This window comes from Actinoplanes sp. NPDC048988, from assembly GCF_043197815.1.
GTDB lineage: Bacteria > Actinomycetota > Actinomycetes > Mycobacteriales > Micromonosporaceae > Actinoplanes.
Genome location: NZ_JBICTW010000001.1, coordinates 189,864 through 206,299, shown reverse-complemented (window position 1 = coordinate 206,299; position 16,436 = coordinate 189,864). Strand labels below are relative to the sequence as shown.

Sequence of the window (16,436 nt, the reverse complement as noted above, 5' to 3'; positions counted from 1 at the left end):
TCGGCGATGGCCGAAGCGGGGATCACGGCCGGGGGAGCGCGCCCAGCAGGGTCGCGGTCAGGGCCTGCTCCAGGTAGGGCCCCGGCTCCGGGTGAAAGCGGGCCAGCTCCGGTTCGGCCTCGTAGGCGGCCCGGAGGCTGGCCGGGGGCGTGCTGTACGCGGCCAGGATGCCCGCCGTGAGCATGGCCTGCAGGCTGAAGAACGTCGCGTTGTCGCCCAGTTCCGGCAGGTGCTCGCGGAGCAGGGTGGTCATGGTGGTCAGGCGCTCGAGGGAGACGCGCTTGTAGTGGGCGACCACCTCGACCGACACATTGTGCTCGAGGACGCTGCCCTGCGCGCCGAACAGGTCGCACAGCACCGGCCGCTCGGCCAGGGAGCGGCCGAGGACCGCGGCCACCGCCGTGGCCCGCTCGTCCATCGGCCCCTGGGCGTCGACGCCGGCCGCCAGCTCTCCGGACAGCTCGGCCAGCCACTCCTCGAGGAAGCGGTTCAGCAGTTCCAGCAGGACGGCCTCGCGCGACTCGAAATAGCGCAGCACGTTCGGCTTGGCCAGGCCGACCCGGCGGCTGAGCTCGTTCAACGTCACCGCGGCCACCGGCATCTCGCCGAGCATGGCCGACGCCGTGTCGAGGATCGCCCGCCGGCGGATCTCCCGCTGCTCCTCGGTTCGCGCCCGCTGGAAGGTCATGATCGCCAGTTTAACTTACGTACCTCCGGTACGTTGACAACGTACCGGAGGTACTTTAACGTTCGTCGCATGGGAAACGACATGAGCGAAAAGTGGACGACAGCCGCCATTCCGAGCCAGCACGGGCGAGTGGCCGTGGTGACCGGGGCCAATACCGGGCTCGGGTACGAGACCGCCAAGGCGCTCGCCGAGCGCGGAGCGACGGTGGTGCTCGCCGTGCGCGACATCGAAAAGGGCGAGCGGGCCGCGTCCCGCATGAGCGGCGACGTCTCCGTACAGGCGCTGGACCTGACCTCGCTCGACTCCGTCCGGACCGCGGCGGCGGCCCTCCGGTCCCGCTTCACCGGAATCGACCTGCTGATCAACAACGCCGGCGTGATGTACACGCCGAAGCAGACGACCCGCGACGGTTTCGAGGCCCAGTTCGGCACCAACCACCTCGGGCACTTCGCGCTCACCGGGCTGCTGCTCGACCGGATGCTGCCGGTGCCCGGCTCCCGCGTGGTCACGGTCAGCAGCACCGGCCACCGGATCCGGGCCGCCATCCACTTCGACGACCTGAACTGGGAACGGTCCTACAGCCGGACCGCCGCCTACGGCCAGTCCAAACTGGCCAACCTGATGTTCACGTACGAGCTGCAGCGCCGGCTCGCCGCGCACGGCACCACCGTCGCGCTGGCCGCACACCCCGGCCTGTCCAGCACCGAACTCGCCCGCAACAGCCCGGCCGCCCTGCGGATCCCGCTGACCTGGCTGACCCCGCTGATCACCCAGCCGCCGGCGATGGGCGCGCTGCCGACATTGCGCGCGGCCACGGATCCGGCCGCGCTGGGTGGCCAGTACTACGGGCCCGGCGGGCGCTACGAGATCAAGGGCCACCCCCGGCTGGTCACGTCCAGCCGGCAGTCGTACGACGTGGCCGTCCAGCAGCGGCTGTGGGCGGTGTCCGAAGACCTCACCGGGGTGACGTTCCCCAGCGTGGTGCCCGCTTAACGGGAGCGCAGGTGCTCGACGTAGGCCATCGCCACGGTGGCCACGACCGGAAGGGCCAAGGTCCACCACAGGCCGTACGCGAAACCGAGCACCACCGCGACCGGCAGCCCGAGGGCGAGCGTCAGCACGCCGACCAGGAAGATCGGCGGCGGGTTGTCCTCATCCGGATCGGGCGGCGCCGAGGGCGGCAGCTCGGGGTGAGGCAGCGGCAGGTCGGCGAAGATCAGGGCCAGCTCGGACCGGGTCCGGGCCCGCTGGACGGCTGCGACGCGCCGCTCGTACTCGGGCGAAGGCAGGCGTTTCTCGGCCAGATGCTCTTCGAGCGCCTCCTGCGCCGAGTCACGCTCGGGCTCACCGATCAGCAGGTCGGGCGACGGCTCCGGCTCATGCGGCATCGCACTCACCGGCGAGCGGCTTGGACGACGGCTCCGGGCCTCACCCGGCCAGAGTAGACAGCTTCGGCTCGCCCGGCGCCCCGCTCACTCGTGGGTGCGGTGGTCAGCGGTCGGTGGCGGTCAGCGGCTGGGCGGCGGCGAAGGCGACGCTGAGCAGGCCGGCTCGGGTGCGGACCTGGTAGCGGGTGCGGCCGCGCTTCTCGACGGTGCCGGTGAGGCCGGCGTACTTGCCGGCGCCGGTCAGGCGGACTCGGGCGCCGACGGGGATGGGGGCCGGGGTGGGCTCGGGGTGGTGGTTGCTCAGGCGGGCCAGTTCGGCGTCGTAGCGGGGGTCCATGGCGGCCGGGCGGCCGTGATGGGTCCAGGTGTAGCGGGCGGCCAGGTCGAAGCGGGGTGTGCACTTCGGGCACGAGCGGACGCGGACCGGGCGGCGGTGGGCGGTCGTGCGGTGGCCGGCCGGGCAGGTGCCGACCCAGGCGCCGTCGACCTGGGGTGCGTCGGCGGGCAGGCAGCGGCCGCCGGTGTAGCCGATGCGCCGGGCGGTCGCGCGCCACACCCTGTCGTGACCGTGGCCGGAGCCGGCCAGGGCGTGCGCGATCTCGTGCAGCATCGTGTCGGTGACCTGCTCAGGTGAGTACAGGCTGATCAGCGGCCGGGACAGGGTGATCTCTTTGCGGTCCGAGCGGCAGGCGCCGGCCCGGGTCTTGGCGTTGTCGAACGACAGCCGCCAGCCGGCCAGCCTGTGCCGGGCCATGAGATCGGTGGCGAGATCGCGGGCTTGCGTGAGGTCCAACTTCGATACTCCGTGGTGCGAAAACGCCGAGGGGTGAGGCGGTGAGGTCAGCGGGTCAGGGCGGTGGCCTTGGTCAAGGCTCGGTGCAGGAAGCGGGCGTCGCCGAGCATGGTGCGCAGGCGGCGTTCCAGGCCGGCGATGGGTACCAGGTTCTGTGGGGCGCGCGGGTCCTTGTAGGACGCCGAGGCGAAGCGGGGCAGGGTGGCGCTGGAGATCTCGGCCAGCTCGATGGCCTCACCGGGGGTGAGGTCGGGGGAGCACTCGACGCGGACGATGCCGGACCAGGGGGCGCCCGAGCCGCCGGGCAGGCGCAGGTACCAGGACCAGCCGCCCCACACCGTGCCCAGGTGGAAGACGGGGGTGCGCTGGCCGGGGCGCAGTGACGTCACGACCGGGGTCAGGGCGCCCGGCAGGTACTGCTTCTGCTGGGTCTTGACGTACCCGATGGTCCGGGGAAGCTGGCGCCGGTTGCGCAGTGGACCGTCGACCACCAGGAGGTCGGCGCCGTCGGAGCCGGTGGCGCGGGCCTCGGACGAGATGTCGATCTCGAGGGCGGTCAGTGACGGCTGGACGGCCGACGGCAGCTTGGACGCCTCGCCCGCGCCCTCGATGCGGTGGACCGTGTAACGGACCGTGCCGGCCTGGACGTCGGAGGCGGTGGGGCTGGCGGTGAACAGGCCGCGGCCGACCTTGGCCCCGACCAGTTCGGCCTGGCCGCGGCCGAGGTCGCAGCGGACCACGCCGGCGGCGTACGAGGCGGCCAGGCCGGCGTACGACGTACCGTCCTCCTCGGCCGTCCACAGGCCGGCGTCGTTGCGGCGGACGCCGTCGACCAGGAAGACGACGTCGGGGCGGCGCACCGAGGCCGACACGTCGATCGGGGCCCACTCGGCGGCCGGGATCTCCACGTCGGTGTCGACCTGGGCGCTGCTGGGCGACGCCGGGCCCTCGCCGCCGTCGGCGCCCTCGTAGGAGGCGCCGTACGAGGGATCCCACGCGTCCACGAACATCCTGGTCAAAGGCCAACCCTCTCCACATGGGCGGTACGCGCGTCCTTGCGCACCTCGAACCGGACCGGCACCCGCTCGGCGAGCGCGTTGACGTGGGTGACGACACCGACCATCCGGTCGCCGCGGGCGGCCAGGTTCTCCAGCGTCGCCGCGACCACGTCCAGCGTGGCCGCGTCGAGGGTCCCGAAGCCCTCGTCCAGCACGATCGACTCGAGGCTGGCGGCGGTGGTCGACATGCCGGCCAGCTGCTCGGACAGGGCGAGCGCGAGGGCCAGCGAGGCCTGGAACGTCTCGCCGCCGGACAGCGTGCGCACGCCGCGGCGCAGGCCGGCGTCGTGGTGGTCGATCACGAAGAACTCGCCCTTGTCGTGGATCAGGTCGTACTGGCCGCCGGTCAGTTCGCGCAGGATCCGCGAGGCGCCGCCGACGAGCAGGTCGAGCGCCTCCTCGAGCAGCCAGCGCTCGAAGTTGTTGGCCCGCAGGTGACCGGCGAGGGCCTTGGCGACGCGGCTCTCGCGCTGCAGGGTCATGCGCTGCTCGGTCAGCTCGGCCGCCGAGGCCCGCCGGTCGTCGAGACGCTTCCACGCGGCCTCGGCCCGCTCCGCCGCCACCGCCGCCGCCCGGATGAGATCCGCATCTGAAAGAGAGGAGATGTCGGAAAGTGGCGCGGAGGCCCGGGCGCCCGAGGAGTAGCCGGCGGAGGAGCGGGAGGGCGCCGGCACTCCCGCCGCCACGAACAAGTCGGAAATGTCGGAGATGGTGGTGAGGGTGGCCTGGTGGGCGGCGGTGACGGCGTCCTCGGCCTCCGCGCGGGCCGAACGGCGGGCGACGACCAGCTCGGCGGCCCAGGCGACCAGTGTGGACCAGGCGGCGGCGAGGTCGTCGCGGTCGGCCGGAGGTGGGGAGAAGCGGGCGACCCCGTCCCGTACGGCGTCGAACTCGCGCCACGCCGTGCGCTGCTGCTCCTCGGCGGCGACCACGGCCGCCTGCGCCTTGCGGTGAGCCGCGCGTGTCGTCCGTACCGACGAAGCGGCCTGATCGAGCTGCTTCTGGAGCCGGCCCAGCTCGTCGAGCCGCCGCCGCAACGCCTCGACCCCGGGCGACTCGGCCACCGCGGCACGGGCCTCGGCCAGGCGCGACAGGTGGTGCTCGTACTGGGCGCGCTTGCGTTCGAGGTTGCTCTCCAGCTTGCGCGCGACCGCGTCCCGCTGCTTCCAGGTCTGCTCGGCGGCCTCGGCGGCGGCCCGCGCGGCCTTGCCCGCGGCCTCGGCCGCCCGCACCGCCGAGCCCTCCGGTACAGCCGGGACCGTCGTCACCGTCTGCTCGCACACCGGGCAGTTGTCACCCACCGCGAGATGGGCTCGCAGGGCGGCCGCCCGGTCCGTACGCTGGGCCTCCGTGTAGTCGAGGCGGGCCTGCTCGAGCAGCTGGGCCGCGCCGGCGTGCTCACTGTGCGCGAGTTCCAGCGCCGCCACCGCGTCCTTGTGCTCGACGTCGGCCACCGACACCTCGCCCGCGAACCACTCCTCCTGCCCGGTCAGCCGCTGCAACTCGGCGTGCCGGTCGAGCATCAGGCTCAGCGAACCCGCGTCGCCGGCCGCGGCCAGCTCACCCCGTACCTTTTCTTCCTTCTCCTCGGCCGCGCGAACCTCGTCCGCGGCCTCGGCGGCGGTCGCCCTCGCGGCCGCCGTCACGCCGGCGGTCTCCACGCTTGCGGCCGGTGTACGTACGTTGCCCAGCTGCCGCAGCTCCGCGTCGAGCTCGTCCCGCTTCGCGGCGGCGGCCGCCTCGGCCTCCCGCTTGTCGCGCAACCCGGGCACGGCCCGCTCGACGGCGGTCGTGAGCTCCCGCATGCGTACGAGATGGGCCTGTGCCTCCTCGACCGCCTCGTCGGTGGCGTCGGCCAGCCCGGCCAGACTCTGATCGACCACGGCCAGTTTGCCCTCGGCCGTCTGCGCGCGCCCGGTGGCCTTGGTCTGCACCTGTTCGTAGACGTGCAGCCCGAGCAGGTTGACCAGGATCTGCTGGCGGGTGGCCGGCTTGGCGTGCAGGAAGTCGGCGAACTGGCCCTGCGGCAGCACGACACAGCTGGTGAACTGCTCGAACGGCAGGCCGACGGCGTGCTGCACGGCCTCGTCCATCTCGGCCGGGGTGCCCGCGAGGACGTCGCCCAGGTCGTCGAGGTCCATGCCGGTGTCGAGCTTGGTGACGTCGAAGCCGGGCGGCATGAGCTGGAGGCCGGCCCCGGCGGTCTTGACGTTGCCCCGGCCGTCGCGGCGGACGACCCGGGTCGCCACGTAGCGGTCGCCGGCCGACTCGAAGACCAGGCGCACCCGGGCCTCGGTGGCCGAGGGGGCGAGCGCGTTGACGATGCCGCGGGCGCCACCCCAGCGCGGGACCGTGCCGTAGAGGGCGAACGTGATCGCGTCGAGCACCGTCGACTTGCCCGAGCCGGTCGGCCCGACCAGCGCGAAGTAGTCGGCGTCGGTGAAGTCCACGGTGGTCTCGTCCCGGAAAACCGTGAACCCTGCCATGTCGAGCCGTATGGGCCTCATGATTCGACTCCGCTTCGCTCGGTCGAACCTGAGACCAGGCCACTGAGCTGCCTGCGCTCGCTACGCTCGCTCATTTGTTGGTGCTCACCTCGTCGTACAGCTCGTCGAACAGCTCGCGGACGCCGTCCTCGGCGTTGTCCTTGCTGTCCAGGTAGTCGCCGAAGAGCTCGCGCGGCGACCGGCCGGCCCGCTGCGCCATCCGCTCTCCCGTCCGGTCCGGCATCATCTCGGGGTCGATCCGCACCTCGAGCGCGTTGGGCAGCAGCTCCTGCACGTCCTCGCGCAGGCCGACCCGCGGCTTCTCGCGCACCAGAACACGGAGCCAGGCGTCCGGAAGGTTCACCGTCGCGAGCTGTTCGAGGGTGCCGCGGACCGTGCGCAGGGCGATCGCCGAGGAGATCGGCACGTCGCGGACCCGGGCCGCCCGATCGACGCCGACCTCGACGATGGCCACCGACGGGATGTTCTCCTCCTCGCCGAAGTCGATCGCGAGCGGGCTGCCGCTGTAGCGGGTCGGGCAGGGGGCGATGACCTGCTGCGAGCGGTGCAGGTGGCCCAGCGCGACGTAGTGGGTGTTCTGCGGGAAGACGGTGGCGGGCACGGCGTACCCCATGACCGTGTGCGCCTCTCGTTCGCCGCCACCCGTGGTGGCCCCGAAGATCGTGAGATGAGCGGTCAGAAGATTGATCACGCCGGGGTCGGCGAACCGCTCGCTGAGCTTGGCGATCAAACGGCCGAGATGATCGGCGTACGTCTGTGAGGCCTCCGCCGCCGTCAATTCGTACATCTCCGCCGCCCGGATCGCGTACCGCTGCGACAGGAACGGCAGGGCGACCAGCTGCCAGCGCTCGCCGTCCTCGGTCTGGCCGGTGATCAGCAGGTCCTCGGGGTTGGCCAGCACCGAGCCGCGCAACTCGATGCCAGCCGCGTCGGCCCACGGGCGCAGCGCGTCGAGGGCGGCCCCGTTGTCGTGGTTGCCGCCGATCGCGACCACCCGCGCGCCGGTCTTGCGCAGCGCCGACAGCGCCCGCGTGACCACCCGGGTGGCGTCGGCCGTCGGAGCTGCGGTGTCGTAGAGATCACCCGCGATGATCACCAGATCGGGCCGCTCGGCCTTGGCGATCTCGACGACCTGGCCCAGCACGCGGATGTGCTCCTCGTGCCGGTTCCGGCCCTTGAGTACCTTGCCGACGTGCCAGTCGGAGGTGTGCAGGATGCGCATCGCGGAACCTTAGAACGGAATGTCGTCGTCGAGCGAACCGCCCACGACGGCGAACGGGTCCGCGCCTTGGACGATGGACTTGAGGGAACCGGCGGGCGGGGGGCCGGACTCGGACTTGCGGGTCGCCCAGGCCGGGAACGGGAACTCCACGCACAGCGGCACCGGGATGTCGGGCTGGTTGACGAACATCGTGCCGGGGCGGGCCAGCAGGGCGCGCTGGCGCATCGCGGGCGGCAGGAAACCGTACTCGGGGCGGGCCGCCTCGGCCGGGTCGAGCCGGCCGACCACGCGGATGGCCGAGTTGGTCACGATGCGCCGCTCGACCTCGCTCGCGGTCTGCTGGGCGCCGATCAGGATGACGCCGAGCGAGCGGCCCCGCTCGGCGATGTCGAGCAGCACCTCTTTGATCGGCGAGGTGCCCTCGCGCGGGGCGTACTTGTTGAGCTCGTCGAGGACCACGAAGAGCAGAGGACGGCCGGTGCCGGACTTCTCCTTCTCCTCGAACTCGGTCTTGAGCGTGACACCGACCACGAACCGCTGCGCGCGGTCCGGCAGATTGTGCAGGTCGACCACGGTGACCTGGGCCGACTCGGCCGTCTTGATCTGGTGCGGGCGGCGCTGGGCCAGGTCGCCGCGGATCAGCCGGGACAGGTCGCGCTTGCTGCCGATCAGGCGGCGGGCGAACGCGTTGACGGTGCCCATGTTCACCGCGCTGCCGGCCCAGGTGGACCGGGTGTCGTCGTCGGTGAGCTGCTCGACGATGTGGTCGACGAGATCGCCGTACGACCCGATCCGGCGGCCGTCGATGCTGATGCCGCCCTCGGCCGGCACCGCGTGGCGGTTCAGGTGGGCGGTGACCGAGTGGACCACCATCGTGTACTGCTGGCGCTCGTCGTCGGCGTCGGCGAACACGTACGGCAACAGGCGGGCCGAGCAGAACTCCTCGAGCGTCCAGTAGAACGCGTCGACGCCGGTGAGGCGGCTGCTGACATCGGGCGCGCCGGAGGAGTCGCCCGTTCGTGGGGGCGCGTACACGCGTACGTCAGGGAAAGGGTTGGCCGGTAGCTCGAGAAGCTTGTAAGCGGCCCGCGTGCTCTCGTCGAGCTTGGTGTTGGGGTGATCGAGGAAGAGCAGGTCCTCGCCCTTGACGTTGAAGATCAGCGCGCGGGCGTTGGCCCCGTCGGCGCCGAGCTGGCCCGAGCGGAAGACCGAGTAGAGCAGGAAGGTCGCGAAACTGGTCTTGGTGGCGACGCCCGAGATGCCGGAGATGGACACGTGGGCACCGCGGGTGCCGTCGAGGAAGTCGGCGTTCAGGAAGACCGGTACGCCGTCGCGGCCGGTGCCCATCGGGATACGCCGCTCCATGCGGTCGAAGTGCAGCGCGGCGTCGCGGGCCTCGCCGGAGGCCCGGTGCACGACGGCGCCGGGAGCGGGTGGCACGTACAGCTCGGGATCGACCCGGGTCGTGGTGATCTCGGCCGCCTCCTGCACCATGGCCGGCAGGGTGCCGTCGGCGATCGCGAAGACGTCGGAGTCGAACTGGGCGCCCTCGTGGCGGGCGCGGACCTGGGTCACCACGCCGGCGATGGTGACCGGCTCGCGGTCGGGGAGCTCGCGCTTGGTGACCACGACGTCGTCGAGCTGCAGGTAGCTGCCGGGGGTCACGGCCGTCCAGAACTGGAGCGGGGTGGCGTCGGCAGTACCCAGAACCCGCCCGACGGGGTCCACGTCCGGTTTGTCATTTTGTTTTCCGCCGCGGGGAAGGGCAGCTTCGTCAGACACGCTGATCATCGTGCACCAGGGGTACGACAAAAGACGCACGCGGAGTGGGTTGGCACACGTTGTCCACAACTTCTGGTGCTCATACACAGAGTTATCCACAAGATCTTGCTCGTACGAGGGAGGCGCGCCCAGCTTCGATACGGTTGCCCGGTGACACTCACTGGGCGCGTCCATGTCGTGGCGGGCGGCACCGGCCGGGCCGGAACGGCCGTCGTGCGCGAATTGATCTCCCGGGGCGCGGTAGTTGCCGTGCCCTCACGTAACCCCTCACGACTCGCCCGGTTGCAGGACAAGATCCAGTCGGATCTGCTGCACGGGTTCGTCGGTGACATATCAGATTTGCCGGATTCGACCCGGCTGCGTTCTTTGATCGCGGCGGAGCTGGGGCCGATCGACGCGGTCGTCGCCTCGCTGGGGGAGTGGTGGGAGGGGGCGCCGCTGGCCGGCCTCGACCCCGCCGTGTGGCAGCGGATCATCTCCGACAACCTGACCAGCCACTTCATGGTGGCGCGGGTGTTCCTGCCGGCGCTGGCCGGGCGGGCGGACTCGGTCTATCTCGCGCTCGGCGGTATCGCCTCGGTGCTCGCCGTGGCGGGCTCCGGGCCGATCTCGGTCACCGGGGCCGCCCAGGCCATGTTGATGCGGGTCCTGGCGGCGGAGAACGAGTCCGTACGGCTGCATGAAGTGGACGTCTACACGCCGATCGTCACCGAGGACTGGGACGGCGGGGCGATCGAACCGGGCTGGCTCAGCGGGCGCGACGTCGGGGCCTTCGTGGCCGACGCGCTCACGCCGGGATTCAAGGGCGAGCTGTTCCTGCCGATCCCGGCGGACACGACCTTCCGGCGCAACGAAGCCTAGAAGGCTTTTACGGACCGGGCGCGCCGGTCGCGGGTGGGGTCGGCTCGGGTGGGCGATGCTGACAGTCGCACCAGGAGCCGCCGCGGCACTTGTCGTGTTCCTTCGCGCGACACGCTGGGCAGATCACGCTACGACGATACTCCGATGACGCGGCGTGACACTTTCTCCTGAGAGCGATTGACACGGCGGCGCAACCGGTGCGAAACGCCGAGTTGGCACGCTGGACGCCGGAGGCCGGCATCGCTGTGCCGGCCTAAGACGGGAGGAGTTGCATGTTGCTGCGGGTACGAGTCACCCTGCCGGACCGTCCCGGTGCCCTCGGCCAGGTCGCGCGCACGCTCGGCGTGGCCGGCGCGGACATCGTCCAGGTCGTCGTGCTCGAGCGACTCGGCGGCCGCGCCGTCGACGACTTCACCGTCGTGTGGCCCGGCGCCTCCCGCGTGGAACGCCTCCTCGCCGGGCTCGCCGCCATCCCGGGCGTGCAGGTCGACGGCGTCTGGAAGGCGATCGGCGCCCCCGTCAACGGCGGCCACGACGCCGAACTGCTGGCCCAGGTCGCCGCGAACCCGGCCGACGGCCTGGCCACCCTGGTCGACGCGATGCCCGCCCTGCTCGCCGCCGACTGGGCCGCGGCCGCTGTCGTGCCGGCCGACTGGGCCTCGCGCACGGGTGCTCCCCGCGCGCTGACCAACGAGCCGGCCGTGACGTACGCCAGCTGGCGCGCCCCGGCCCCGCTCCAGCTGCCCGAGGTCACCCCGCTGCGGGCCCGCCCGCTCACCGGCGCCGACAACACCAAGTACGCGGTGGCCCCGTTCGGCCGCGACGGTCTGGTGCTCGTGGTGGCCCGCTCGGCCGACGACGAGCTGCCGGCGGCCGCCTTCCACGTGACCGAGGTCGACCGGGTGGCCCAGCTGGTCCGCGCGGCCGCCGTCATCCTGGGCGACCGCCTGAGCCCACCCGTGGCGGCAAACCCCGTGTGATCGGACTCGCACTCAAATCCCAGCTCAAGCAATGTCCGGTTAACACCTGCGGGGCAGTATTGGCGTTGGTACAGCTGACGTGACTCGCCGCCCATCCGGGGCGAGAAGGAGGTGCCGGAGATGGCGCTGTGGCGGATCCGGGCAACGGTCGACGACCGTCCGGGCTACCTTTCCGTGCTGACCGCGAGCCTCGCTCTGCGGTCGGTGAACATCCTGGCCGTGCAGGTGCACACCACCGAGGCGGGCGCCGTCGACGACTTCCTGGTCGACGCGCCCGACTCGATGACCGAGACCGAATTGCTCACCGCGGTCGCCAAGGGCCGCGGCCGCGACGCGTTCGTGGCCCGCGCCGAGGCGCAGGGCCTGGCCGACCAGCCGACCCGGGCGCTGGCCCTGGCCGGCCGGCTGGTGCACGAGCCCGACACGCTGGGCGAGGCGCTGGTCGCCCTGCTCGACGCGACCGAGGTGCGCTGGCGCCCCGAGCCGCTGAGCGGCGGCCCCGGCCACGACACCGAGCGGATGCGCCTGGCCGACCCGGGCGGCGGTTCCCTCGAGGTGCTGCGCAGCGCCCCGGCCTTCACCCCGGCCGAGTACGCGCGGGCGCAGGCCCTGATCGAGCTCTCCGCCGCGATGCTGCGCCGCCGGCGCGAACAGTCCACCCTGCTGCTGCCCGACGGCACCGAACTGGCCGTGCGCCTGGCCACCGCCGACGACCTGGAGGGCGTCCGCCGCCTGCACCAGCGCAGCTCCGCGGAAACCCTGCAACGCCGCTACCTGGGCGGCGGCGGCCCGAGCGAGGCCCGGCTGCGCCGCCTGCTCGAACCGTCCGGCGCCGGCCGCACCCTGCTGGCCGTCGTGGGCGACCGCGTGGTGGCGATGGCGAACCTGCTCACCGAGGGCGACCTGGGCGAGATCGCCATCCTGATCGAGGACGCCTGGCAGCGCCGCGGCATCGGCACGGCCCTGCTGCGCCGCCTGATGGCCCACGCCGAGCGCAGCGACATCGCGGCCGTGGTGGCCCACACGGCGGCCGACAACGTCGCCATGCTGCGCACCCTGCGCCGCCTCGGCGCCGGCCCGGCCGACCGCGACGGCGGCATGGTCAGCGTCACCCTGCCGATGCCGGTCGAGCGCCCGGTCGGCTCGGTCGACTCGGTGGTCCCCTAAGAGGCGCGGGTGCCGTGCTCCACGCAGGTGGCTGTCCACCCGGTGGGCACCACCTGCACCTTCATCCGGCGGCGGCACTCGGCGCAGTAACGCGGCGGCTCCAGGGCGCGGGCTTTCTCGCAGGCCGCGTGGTCGCCCTCGGCCGCGGCCCCGCCGCACCGGTCGCAGAACACTAGAGCGTCGCCGACAGGGCTTTGACCGGCATCTTCAGGTCGGCCAGCAGCGCCAGATCCTCGGTGGCCGGCCGGCCCAGGGTGGTCAGGTAGTTGCCGACGATCACCGCGTTGATCCCGCCGAGCAGCCCGTCGCGCGTACCCAGGTCGCCGAGGGTGATCTCCCGCCCACCCGCGTACCGAAGAATGGTCCTGGGCATCGCCAGCCGGAAGGCGGCGATGGCGCGCAGCGCGTCCTTGCCCTCGACCACGGGCTGATCACCCAACGGCGTACCCGGGCGCGGGTTGAGGAAGTTCATCGGCACCTCGTGCGGGTCGAGCTCGGCCAGCTGAGCCGCGAACTCCGCCCGCTGCTCGACGGACTCGCCGAGCCCGAGGATGCCGCCGCAGCAGACCTCCATGCCGGACTCGCGCACCATGGTGAGCGTGCTCCAGCGCTCCTCCCACGAGTGGGTGGTCACCACGGTGGGGAAGAAGGACCGGCAGGTCTCGAGATTGTGGTTGTACCGGTGCACGCCCATCTCGACCAGCTCGTCGACCTGCTCCTGGGAGAGCATGCCGAGGCTGGCCGCGACCTGGATCTCGACGGACTCCCGGATCGCCCTGACCCCCTCGCGCATCTGGGCCATGAGCCGCTTGTCGGGCCCGCGCACGGCGGCGACGATGCAGAACTCGGTGGCCCCGGTCGCGGCGGTCTGCCGGGCCGCCTCGACCAGCGACGGAATGTCGAGCCAGACGGACCGCACCGGCGACGCGAACAGCCCCGACTGCGAGCAGAAGTGACAGTCCTCCGGGCAGCCACCGGTCTTGAGCGAGACGATGCCCTCGACCTCGACTTCAGGACCACACCATTTGGTACGTACGTCGTGGGCGAGCTGAAGAAGCTCGGGCAGGTGATCGTCACCGAGGCGCAGAACGTCGAGAATGCCCGCCTCGTCGAGGCCGGCTCCGCCGGCGAGAACCTGGGCACGGGCCTTGTCGAGGATCTCGGGCATGCCCGTACCCTACAGACCTTTGCGCCCGGTAGGACTGTCAGTGGCGGGTGATAGTTTCCCATTCTCGTGATCGCTGGAGGTGTCTTGTCGGGCTGGCTGGAGGAGCTGGATCGCCTGGCCGCGAGCAGGGCCAAGGCGGGGCTCACCCGTCAGTTGAGCCCCCGCCCGACCGCCGTCGACCTGGCCGGCAACGACTACTTGGGACTGGCCGGCGACCCCCGAGTGACGGCGGCCGCGGCCGAGGCCCTGTCGCGCTACGGCCTGGGCGCCACCGGCTCCCGCCTGGTCCGGGGTTCGACGCCGGCCCACGCCGCCCTGGAATCCGAGCTGGCCGCGTGGCTGGGCACCCCGGCGGCCCTGGTCTTCTCGTCGGGCTACATGGCCAACCTCGCCGCGGTCCGAAGCATGGCCACCTTCTGCGACCTGATCGTCTCCGACGCGTACAACCACGCGTCCTTGATCGACGGCTGCCGCATGGCCACCCCCAGAACGATCGTCGCCCCCCACAATTCACCGTCCGCAGTGGCCGCCATCCTCGACGCCCACGCCGCCGCGACCTCCACCTCGGCCGCGCTCCTGGCTTCCTCCGCTGCCGTGCCGCCGGCTTCCTCCCTGGCCGTCCCGCCGCCTTCCGCGACCATTCCTCAGGCCGCGAACTCTTCTCCGGCCGCGACCACTCCTCAGGGCGCGACCACTCCTCAGAGCGCGGCTACTTCTCCGGCCGCGGCCACTACCACTCCTCCGGCGACAGCCACTTCTCCGGTCGCGGCCACGCCCCCGGCTTCGTCCGCGGTGGCGGCGGCCTATCCCGGGGTCATGCCGCCGTCTTCCGTGGCCGCGTCTCCGGCTTCGTCCGCACCTCTGGCTTCCTCCGCGGCTGCGGCTGCCTCCTCCGGGGTCGCGCACACGGCTTTCCCTGCGGCCGCGCCGCCGACTTCTCCCGGGGCTGTGGCTGCGGCTTGCTCGGCGGGTGCGGGTGCGGGTGCGGGTGTCGGTGTCGGCGGGGTGGGGCGGCCCCTCGCGCTTGTCGTGACGGAGTCGGTGTTCTCGGTTGACGGCGACCTTGCGCCGCTGGCTGAGCTTTACGAAGTGACCTCCTCCCGGGGTGCTCTGCTGCTGGTGGACGACGCGCACGCCCTGGGGCTGCTGGGTCCCGGCGGCGCGGGCGGTGTCGCGGCGGCGGGCCTCGCCGGGCGGCCGGACGTCGTCATCACCGCGACCCTTTCCAAGTCTCTCGGCGGGGCCGGCGGCGTCGTCGCCGGTCCCGCGCAGTTCATCAAACATCTGGTCGACACGGGCCGTACGTTTATCTATGACACCGCACTGCCCCCTGCCGTTGCAGCCGGCGTCCAAGAATCTTTGCGGATCGCCCGGGCCGCCGATGACCGCCGCGAGGTGGTGGCCGAACGGGCCGCTCGGGCCGTCTCTCGTCTGCGGGCGGCCGGTTTCGACGTGAAGGCTCCGGCGGCCGGCGTACTGTCCGTTGTGGCCCCCGGGCCCGAGGCGGCCCTGGCGTGGGCCGCCGACTGCCGCGACCGGGGCGTCGCCGTAGGCTGCTTCCGGCCGCCGTCCACCCCCGACGGCACGTCGCGCCTGCGCCTGACCCTCAACGCGGGTGTCTCCGACTCCGACTTCGCCCGCGCCCTGGACGTGATCGTGGAGTGCGCCCCGTGAGCAGCAAGCCCCGCCCCCTCCCCACCGGCCCGTCCTGCCCGGACGTGACCGAGGTGGTGACCCGCCTCCCCACGGCGAACGTGGTCCTGACCCGCAGCCCCGGCGCCAAGGGCTTCACGTTCCCGCCGCTGCCGGGCCGCGGCACGGTCCGCACCGCGGGGCCGGTTTCCGAGGCTGCGGTGCCTTCCGCCCGTACGCCGGATGAGGCTCCCGCTCTGGTCGCCGCCACAGCGGTTCGCACTGACGCCGCTGCGCCTTCATCACCGTCCGGGCCGGACATCACAGTGCCGGCTGCGGTCTTGTCCAGCGACGGAGCCGGGACGGGGCTGTCCGAGTCGCCTCTTCGCGCCGATGAGCCGGAGGCCGAGCCCGCGGCTGAGTCGGCCGGGAAGTCGAAGACAACAGCCCCGGTCGAGGAGCCGACGGCCTCGTCTATTGATGCTCTCTCCACTTCGCCGGTCGGGAAGACCGAGGCCTCGTCCGTGGGTGAGTCTGTGACGGTGCCGGTCGGGGAGCCCGAGGCCTCGTCCGTGGGTGGGTCTGTGGCGGTGCCGGTCGGGGAGCCTGAGGCCTCGTCCGTGGGTGGGTCTGTGGCGGTGCCGGTCGGGGAGTTCAACGCTTCGACCGCCGGCGAAGAGCAGGCCGGTGTCATGCCGGGGCCTTCCGCCGTGAAGGGCGGGTCCGTGACTGATGATGTCCTGCCTTCTGGGGAAATATCGCCCAAACCTTCGTCTGTTCGAGCTGTGGGTCGTGGGCTTTCGGCCGTAGTGGCGCCGGCTGTCTCCTCGCTCGCTGGGCGATCGGACTTCTCCCCGGGCCAGCAGGCGCCCGCCGAGCCGGCCGGTCACCGCAATTCCACCGAGGCGGCAGGTCGCCGCGATTGGACCGAGGCGGCAGGTCGCCGCGATTGGACCGAGGCGGCGGGTCACCGCGATTGGACCGAGGCGGCGGGCCAGCGCGATTCGATCGAGGCGGCGGATCACCATGATTCGACCGAGGCGGCGGGTCAGCGTGATTCCACCAAAGCGGCGGGTCGCCGCGATTCCACCGAGGCGGCGGGCCGGCGTGATTCGACCGAGGCGGCGGATGGCCGCGATGGCGGCGCGGCCGCAATGTCCTCCGGCGGATTGCCGGGCCGTGCTGACGTG

12 protein-coding genes and 2 pseudogenes are annotated in these 16,436 nt (G+C 72.1%); 6 read left to right on the top strand and 8 right to left on the bottom strand.

Annotated features, from left to right (window positions below):
• Positions 1–22: 22 nt before the first annotated feature.
• Entirely contained in the window at positions 23–688 is a 666-nt protein-coding gene (locus ACGFJ7_RS00965) for a TetR/AcrR family transcriptional regulator (RefSeq protein WP_392640034.1), read from the bottom strand.
• A gap of 81 nt (positions 689–769) precedes the next feature.
• On the opposite strand from ACGFJ7_RS00965, the gene ACGFJ7_RS00960 reads away from it, so the two are divergent.
• A complete protein-coding gene (locus tag ACGFJ7_RS00960; protein ID WP_360243521.1) occupies positions 770–1,681 on the top strand; it encodes an SDR family NAD(P)-dependent oxidoreductase in 912 nt (303 codons plus the stop codon).
• Here the strand turns inward: ACGFJ7_RS00960 and ACGFJ7_RS00955 are convergent.
• From ACGFJ7_RS00955 to ACGFJ7_RS00930, 6 genes are all read right to left on the bottom strand, one after another.
• The gene (locus ACGFJ7_RS00955; protein ID WP_392640031.1) at positions 1,678–2,076 is read right to left on the bottom strand and encodes a DUF1707 domain-containing protein; all 399 of its coding nucleotides are present in this window, start codon (positions 2,074–2,076) and stop codon (positions 1,678–1,680) included. The two genes, ACGFJ7_RS00960 and ACGFJ7_RS00955, sit on opposite strands and share 4 nt — an antisense overlap.
• Before the next feature lie 103 nt (positions 2,077–2,179).
• Positions 2,180–2,869, bottom strand: coding sequence for a SprT-like domain-containing protein (locus ACGFJ7_RS00950; protein ID WP_360241344.1), 690 nt, complete (start codon positions 2,867–2,869; stop codon positions 2,180–2,182).
• Between the two features lie 47 nt (positions 2,870–2,916).
• Entirely contained in the window at positions 2,917–3,888 is a 972-nt protein-coding gene (locus ACGFJ7_RS00945; protein WP_360241341.1) for a hypothetical protein, read from the bottom strand.
• Entirely contained in the window at positions 3,885–6,434 is a 2,550-nt protein-coding gene (locus tag ACGFJ7_RS00940; RefSeq protein ID WP_360241338.1) for an SMC family ATPase, read from the bottom strand. Before ACGFJ7_RS00940 ends, ACGFJ7_RS00945 begins: the two co-directional genes overlap by 4 nt.
• 70 nt (positions 6,435–6,504) lie before the next feature.
• Complete coding sequence (locus ACGFJ7_RS00935; protein ID WP_360241335.1) at positions 6,505–7,656, bottom strand: exonuclease SbcCD subunit D; 1,152 nt, start codon at positions 7,654–7,656, stop codon at positions 6,505–6,507.
• Between the two features lie 9 nt (positions 7,657–7,665).
• Complete coding sequence (locus ACGFJ7_RS00930) at positions 7,666–9,447, bottom strand: ATP-binding protein (protein WP_392640025.1); 1,782 nt, start codon at positions 9,445–9,447, stop codon at positions 7,666–7,668.
• Positions 9,448–9,588: 141 nt separating this feature from the next.
• On the opposite strand from ACGFJ7_RS00930, the gene ACGFJ7_RS00925 reads away from it, so the two are divergent.
• From ACGFJ7_RS00925 to ACGFJ7_RS00915, 3 genes are all read left to right on the top strand, one after another.
• Complete coding sequence (locus ACGFJ7_RS00925) at positions 9,589–10,299, top strand: SDR family NAD(P)-dependent oxidoreductase (protein WP_360241329.1); 711 nt, start codon at positions 9,589–9,591, stop codon at positions 10,297–10,299.
• Positions 10,300–10,571: 272 nt separating this feature from the next.
• Positions 10,572–11,279 carry an amino acid-binding protein gene (locus tag ACGFJ7_RS00920; RefSeq protein ID WP_360241326.1) on the top strand — a complete coding sequence of 236 codons (708 nt, stop codon included), beginning with the start codon at positions 10,572–10,574 and terminating at the stop codon, positions 11,277–11,279.
• A 120-nt stretch (positions 11,280–11,399) separates the two neighbouring features.
• On the top strand, positions 11,400–12,446 hold the full coding sequence (locus ACGFJ7_RS00915) for a GNAT family N-acetyltransferase (protein ID WP_360241323.1): 1,047 nt from the start codon (positions 11,400–11,402) through the stop codon (positions 12,444–12,446).
• A gap of 172 nt (positions 12,447–12,618) precedes the next feature.
• On the opposite strand, the gene bioB is transcribed toward ACGFJ7_RS00915, so the two are convergent.
• Entirely contained in the window at positions 12,619–13,614 is a 996-nt protein-coding gene (gene bioB, locus ACGFJ7_RS00910; protein WP_360241320.1) for a biotin synthase BioB, read from the bottom strand.
• A gap of 66 nt (positions 13,615–13,680) precedes the next feature.
• Between bioB and ACGFJ7_RS00905 the strand changes: the two are divergent.
• Both ACGFJ7_RS00905 and ACGFJ7_RS00900 read left to right on the top strand, forming a co-directional pair.
• Positions 13,681–14,142, top strand: a pseudogene (locus ACGFJ7_RS00905) (aminotransferase class I/II-fold pyridoxal phosphate-dependent enzyme); the annotation flags it as partial.
• 261 nt (positions 14,143–14,403) lie between these two features.
• A pseudogene (locus ACGFJ7_RS00900) lies at positions 14,404–15,288 on the top strand (aminotransferase class I/II-fold pyridoxal phosphate-dependent enzyme); the annotation flags it as partial.
• Positions 15,289–16,436 lie beyond the last annotated feature (1,148 nt).

Excerpts from the sequence above, each read along its gene's own strand:
- ACGFJ7_RS00965 (WP_392640034.1), bottom strand. The coding sequence starts at position 688 with ATGACCTTCCAGCGGGCGCGAACCGAGGAGCAGCGGGAGATCCGCCGG.
- ACGFJ7_RS00960 (WP_360243521.1), top strand. The coding sequence starts at position 770 with ATGAGCGAAAAGTGGACGACAGCCGCCATTCCGAGCCAGCACGGGCGA.
- ACGFJ7_RS00955 (WP_392640031.1), bottom strand. The coding sequence starts at position 2,076 with ATGCCGCATGAGCCGGAGCCGTCGCCCGACCTGCTGATCGGTGAGCCC.
- ACGFJ7_RS00940 (WP_360241338.1), bottom strand. The coding sequence starts at position 6,434 with ATGAGGCCCATACGGCTCGACATGGCAGGGTTCACGGTTTTCCGGGAC.
- ACGFJ7_RS00935 (WP_360241335.1), bottom strand. The coding sequence starts at position 7,656 with ATGCGCATCCTGCACACCTCCGACTGGCACGTCGGCAAGGTACTCAAG.
- ACGFJ7_RS00930 (WP_392640025.1), bottom strand. The coding sequence starts at position 9,447 with ATGATCAGCGTGTCTGACGAAGCTGCCCTTCCCCGCGGCGGAAAACAA.
- ACGFJ7_RS00920 (WP_360241326.1), top strand. The coding sequence starts at position 10,572 with ATGTTGCTGCGGGTACGAGTCACCCTGCCGGACCGTCCCGGTGCCCTC.
- ACGFJ7_RS00915 (WP_360241323.1), top strand. The coding sequence starts at position 11,400 with ATGGCGCTGTGGCGGATCCGGGCAACGGTCGACGACCGTCCGGGCTAC.
- bioB (WP_360241320.1), bottom strand. The coding sequence starts at position 13,614 with ATGCCCGAGATCCTCGACAAGGCCCGTGCCCAGGTTCTCGCCGGCGGA.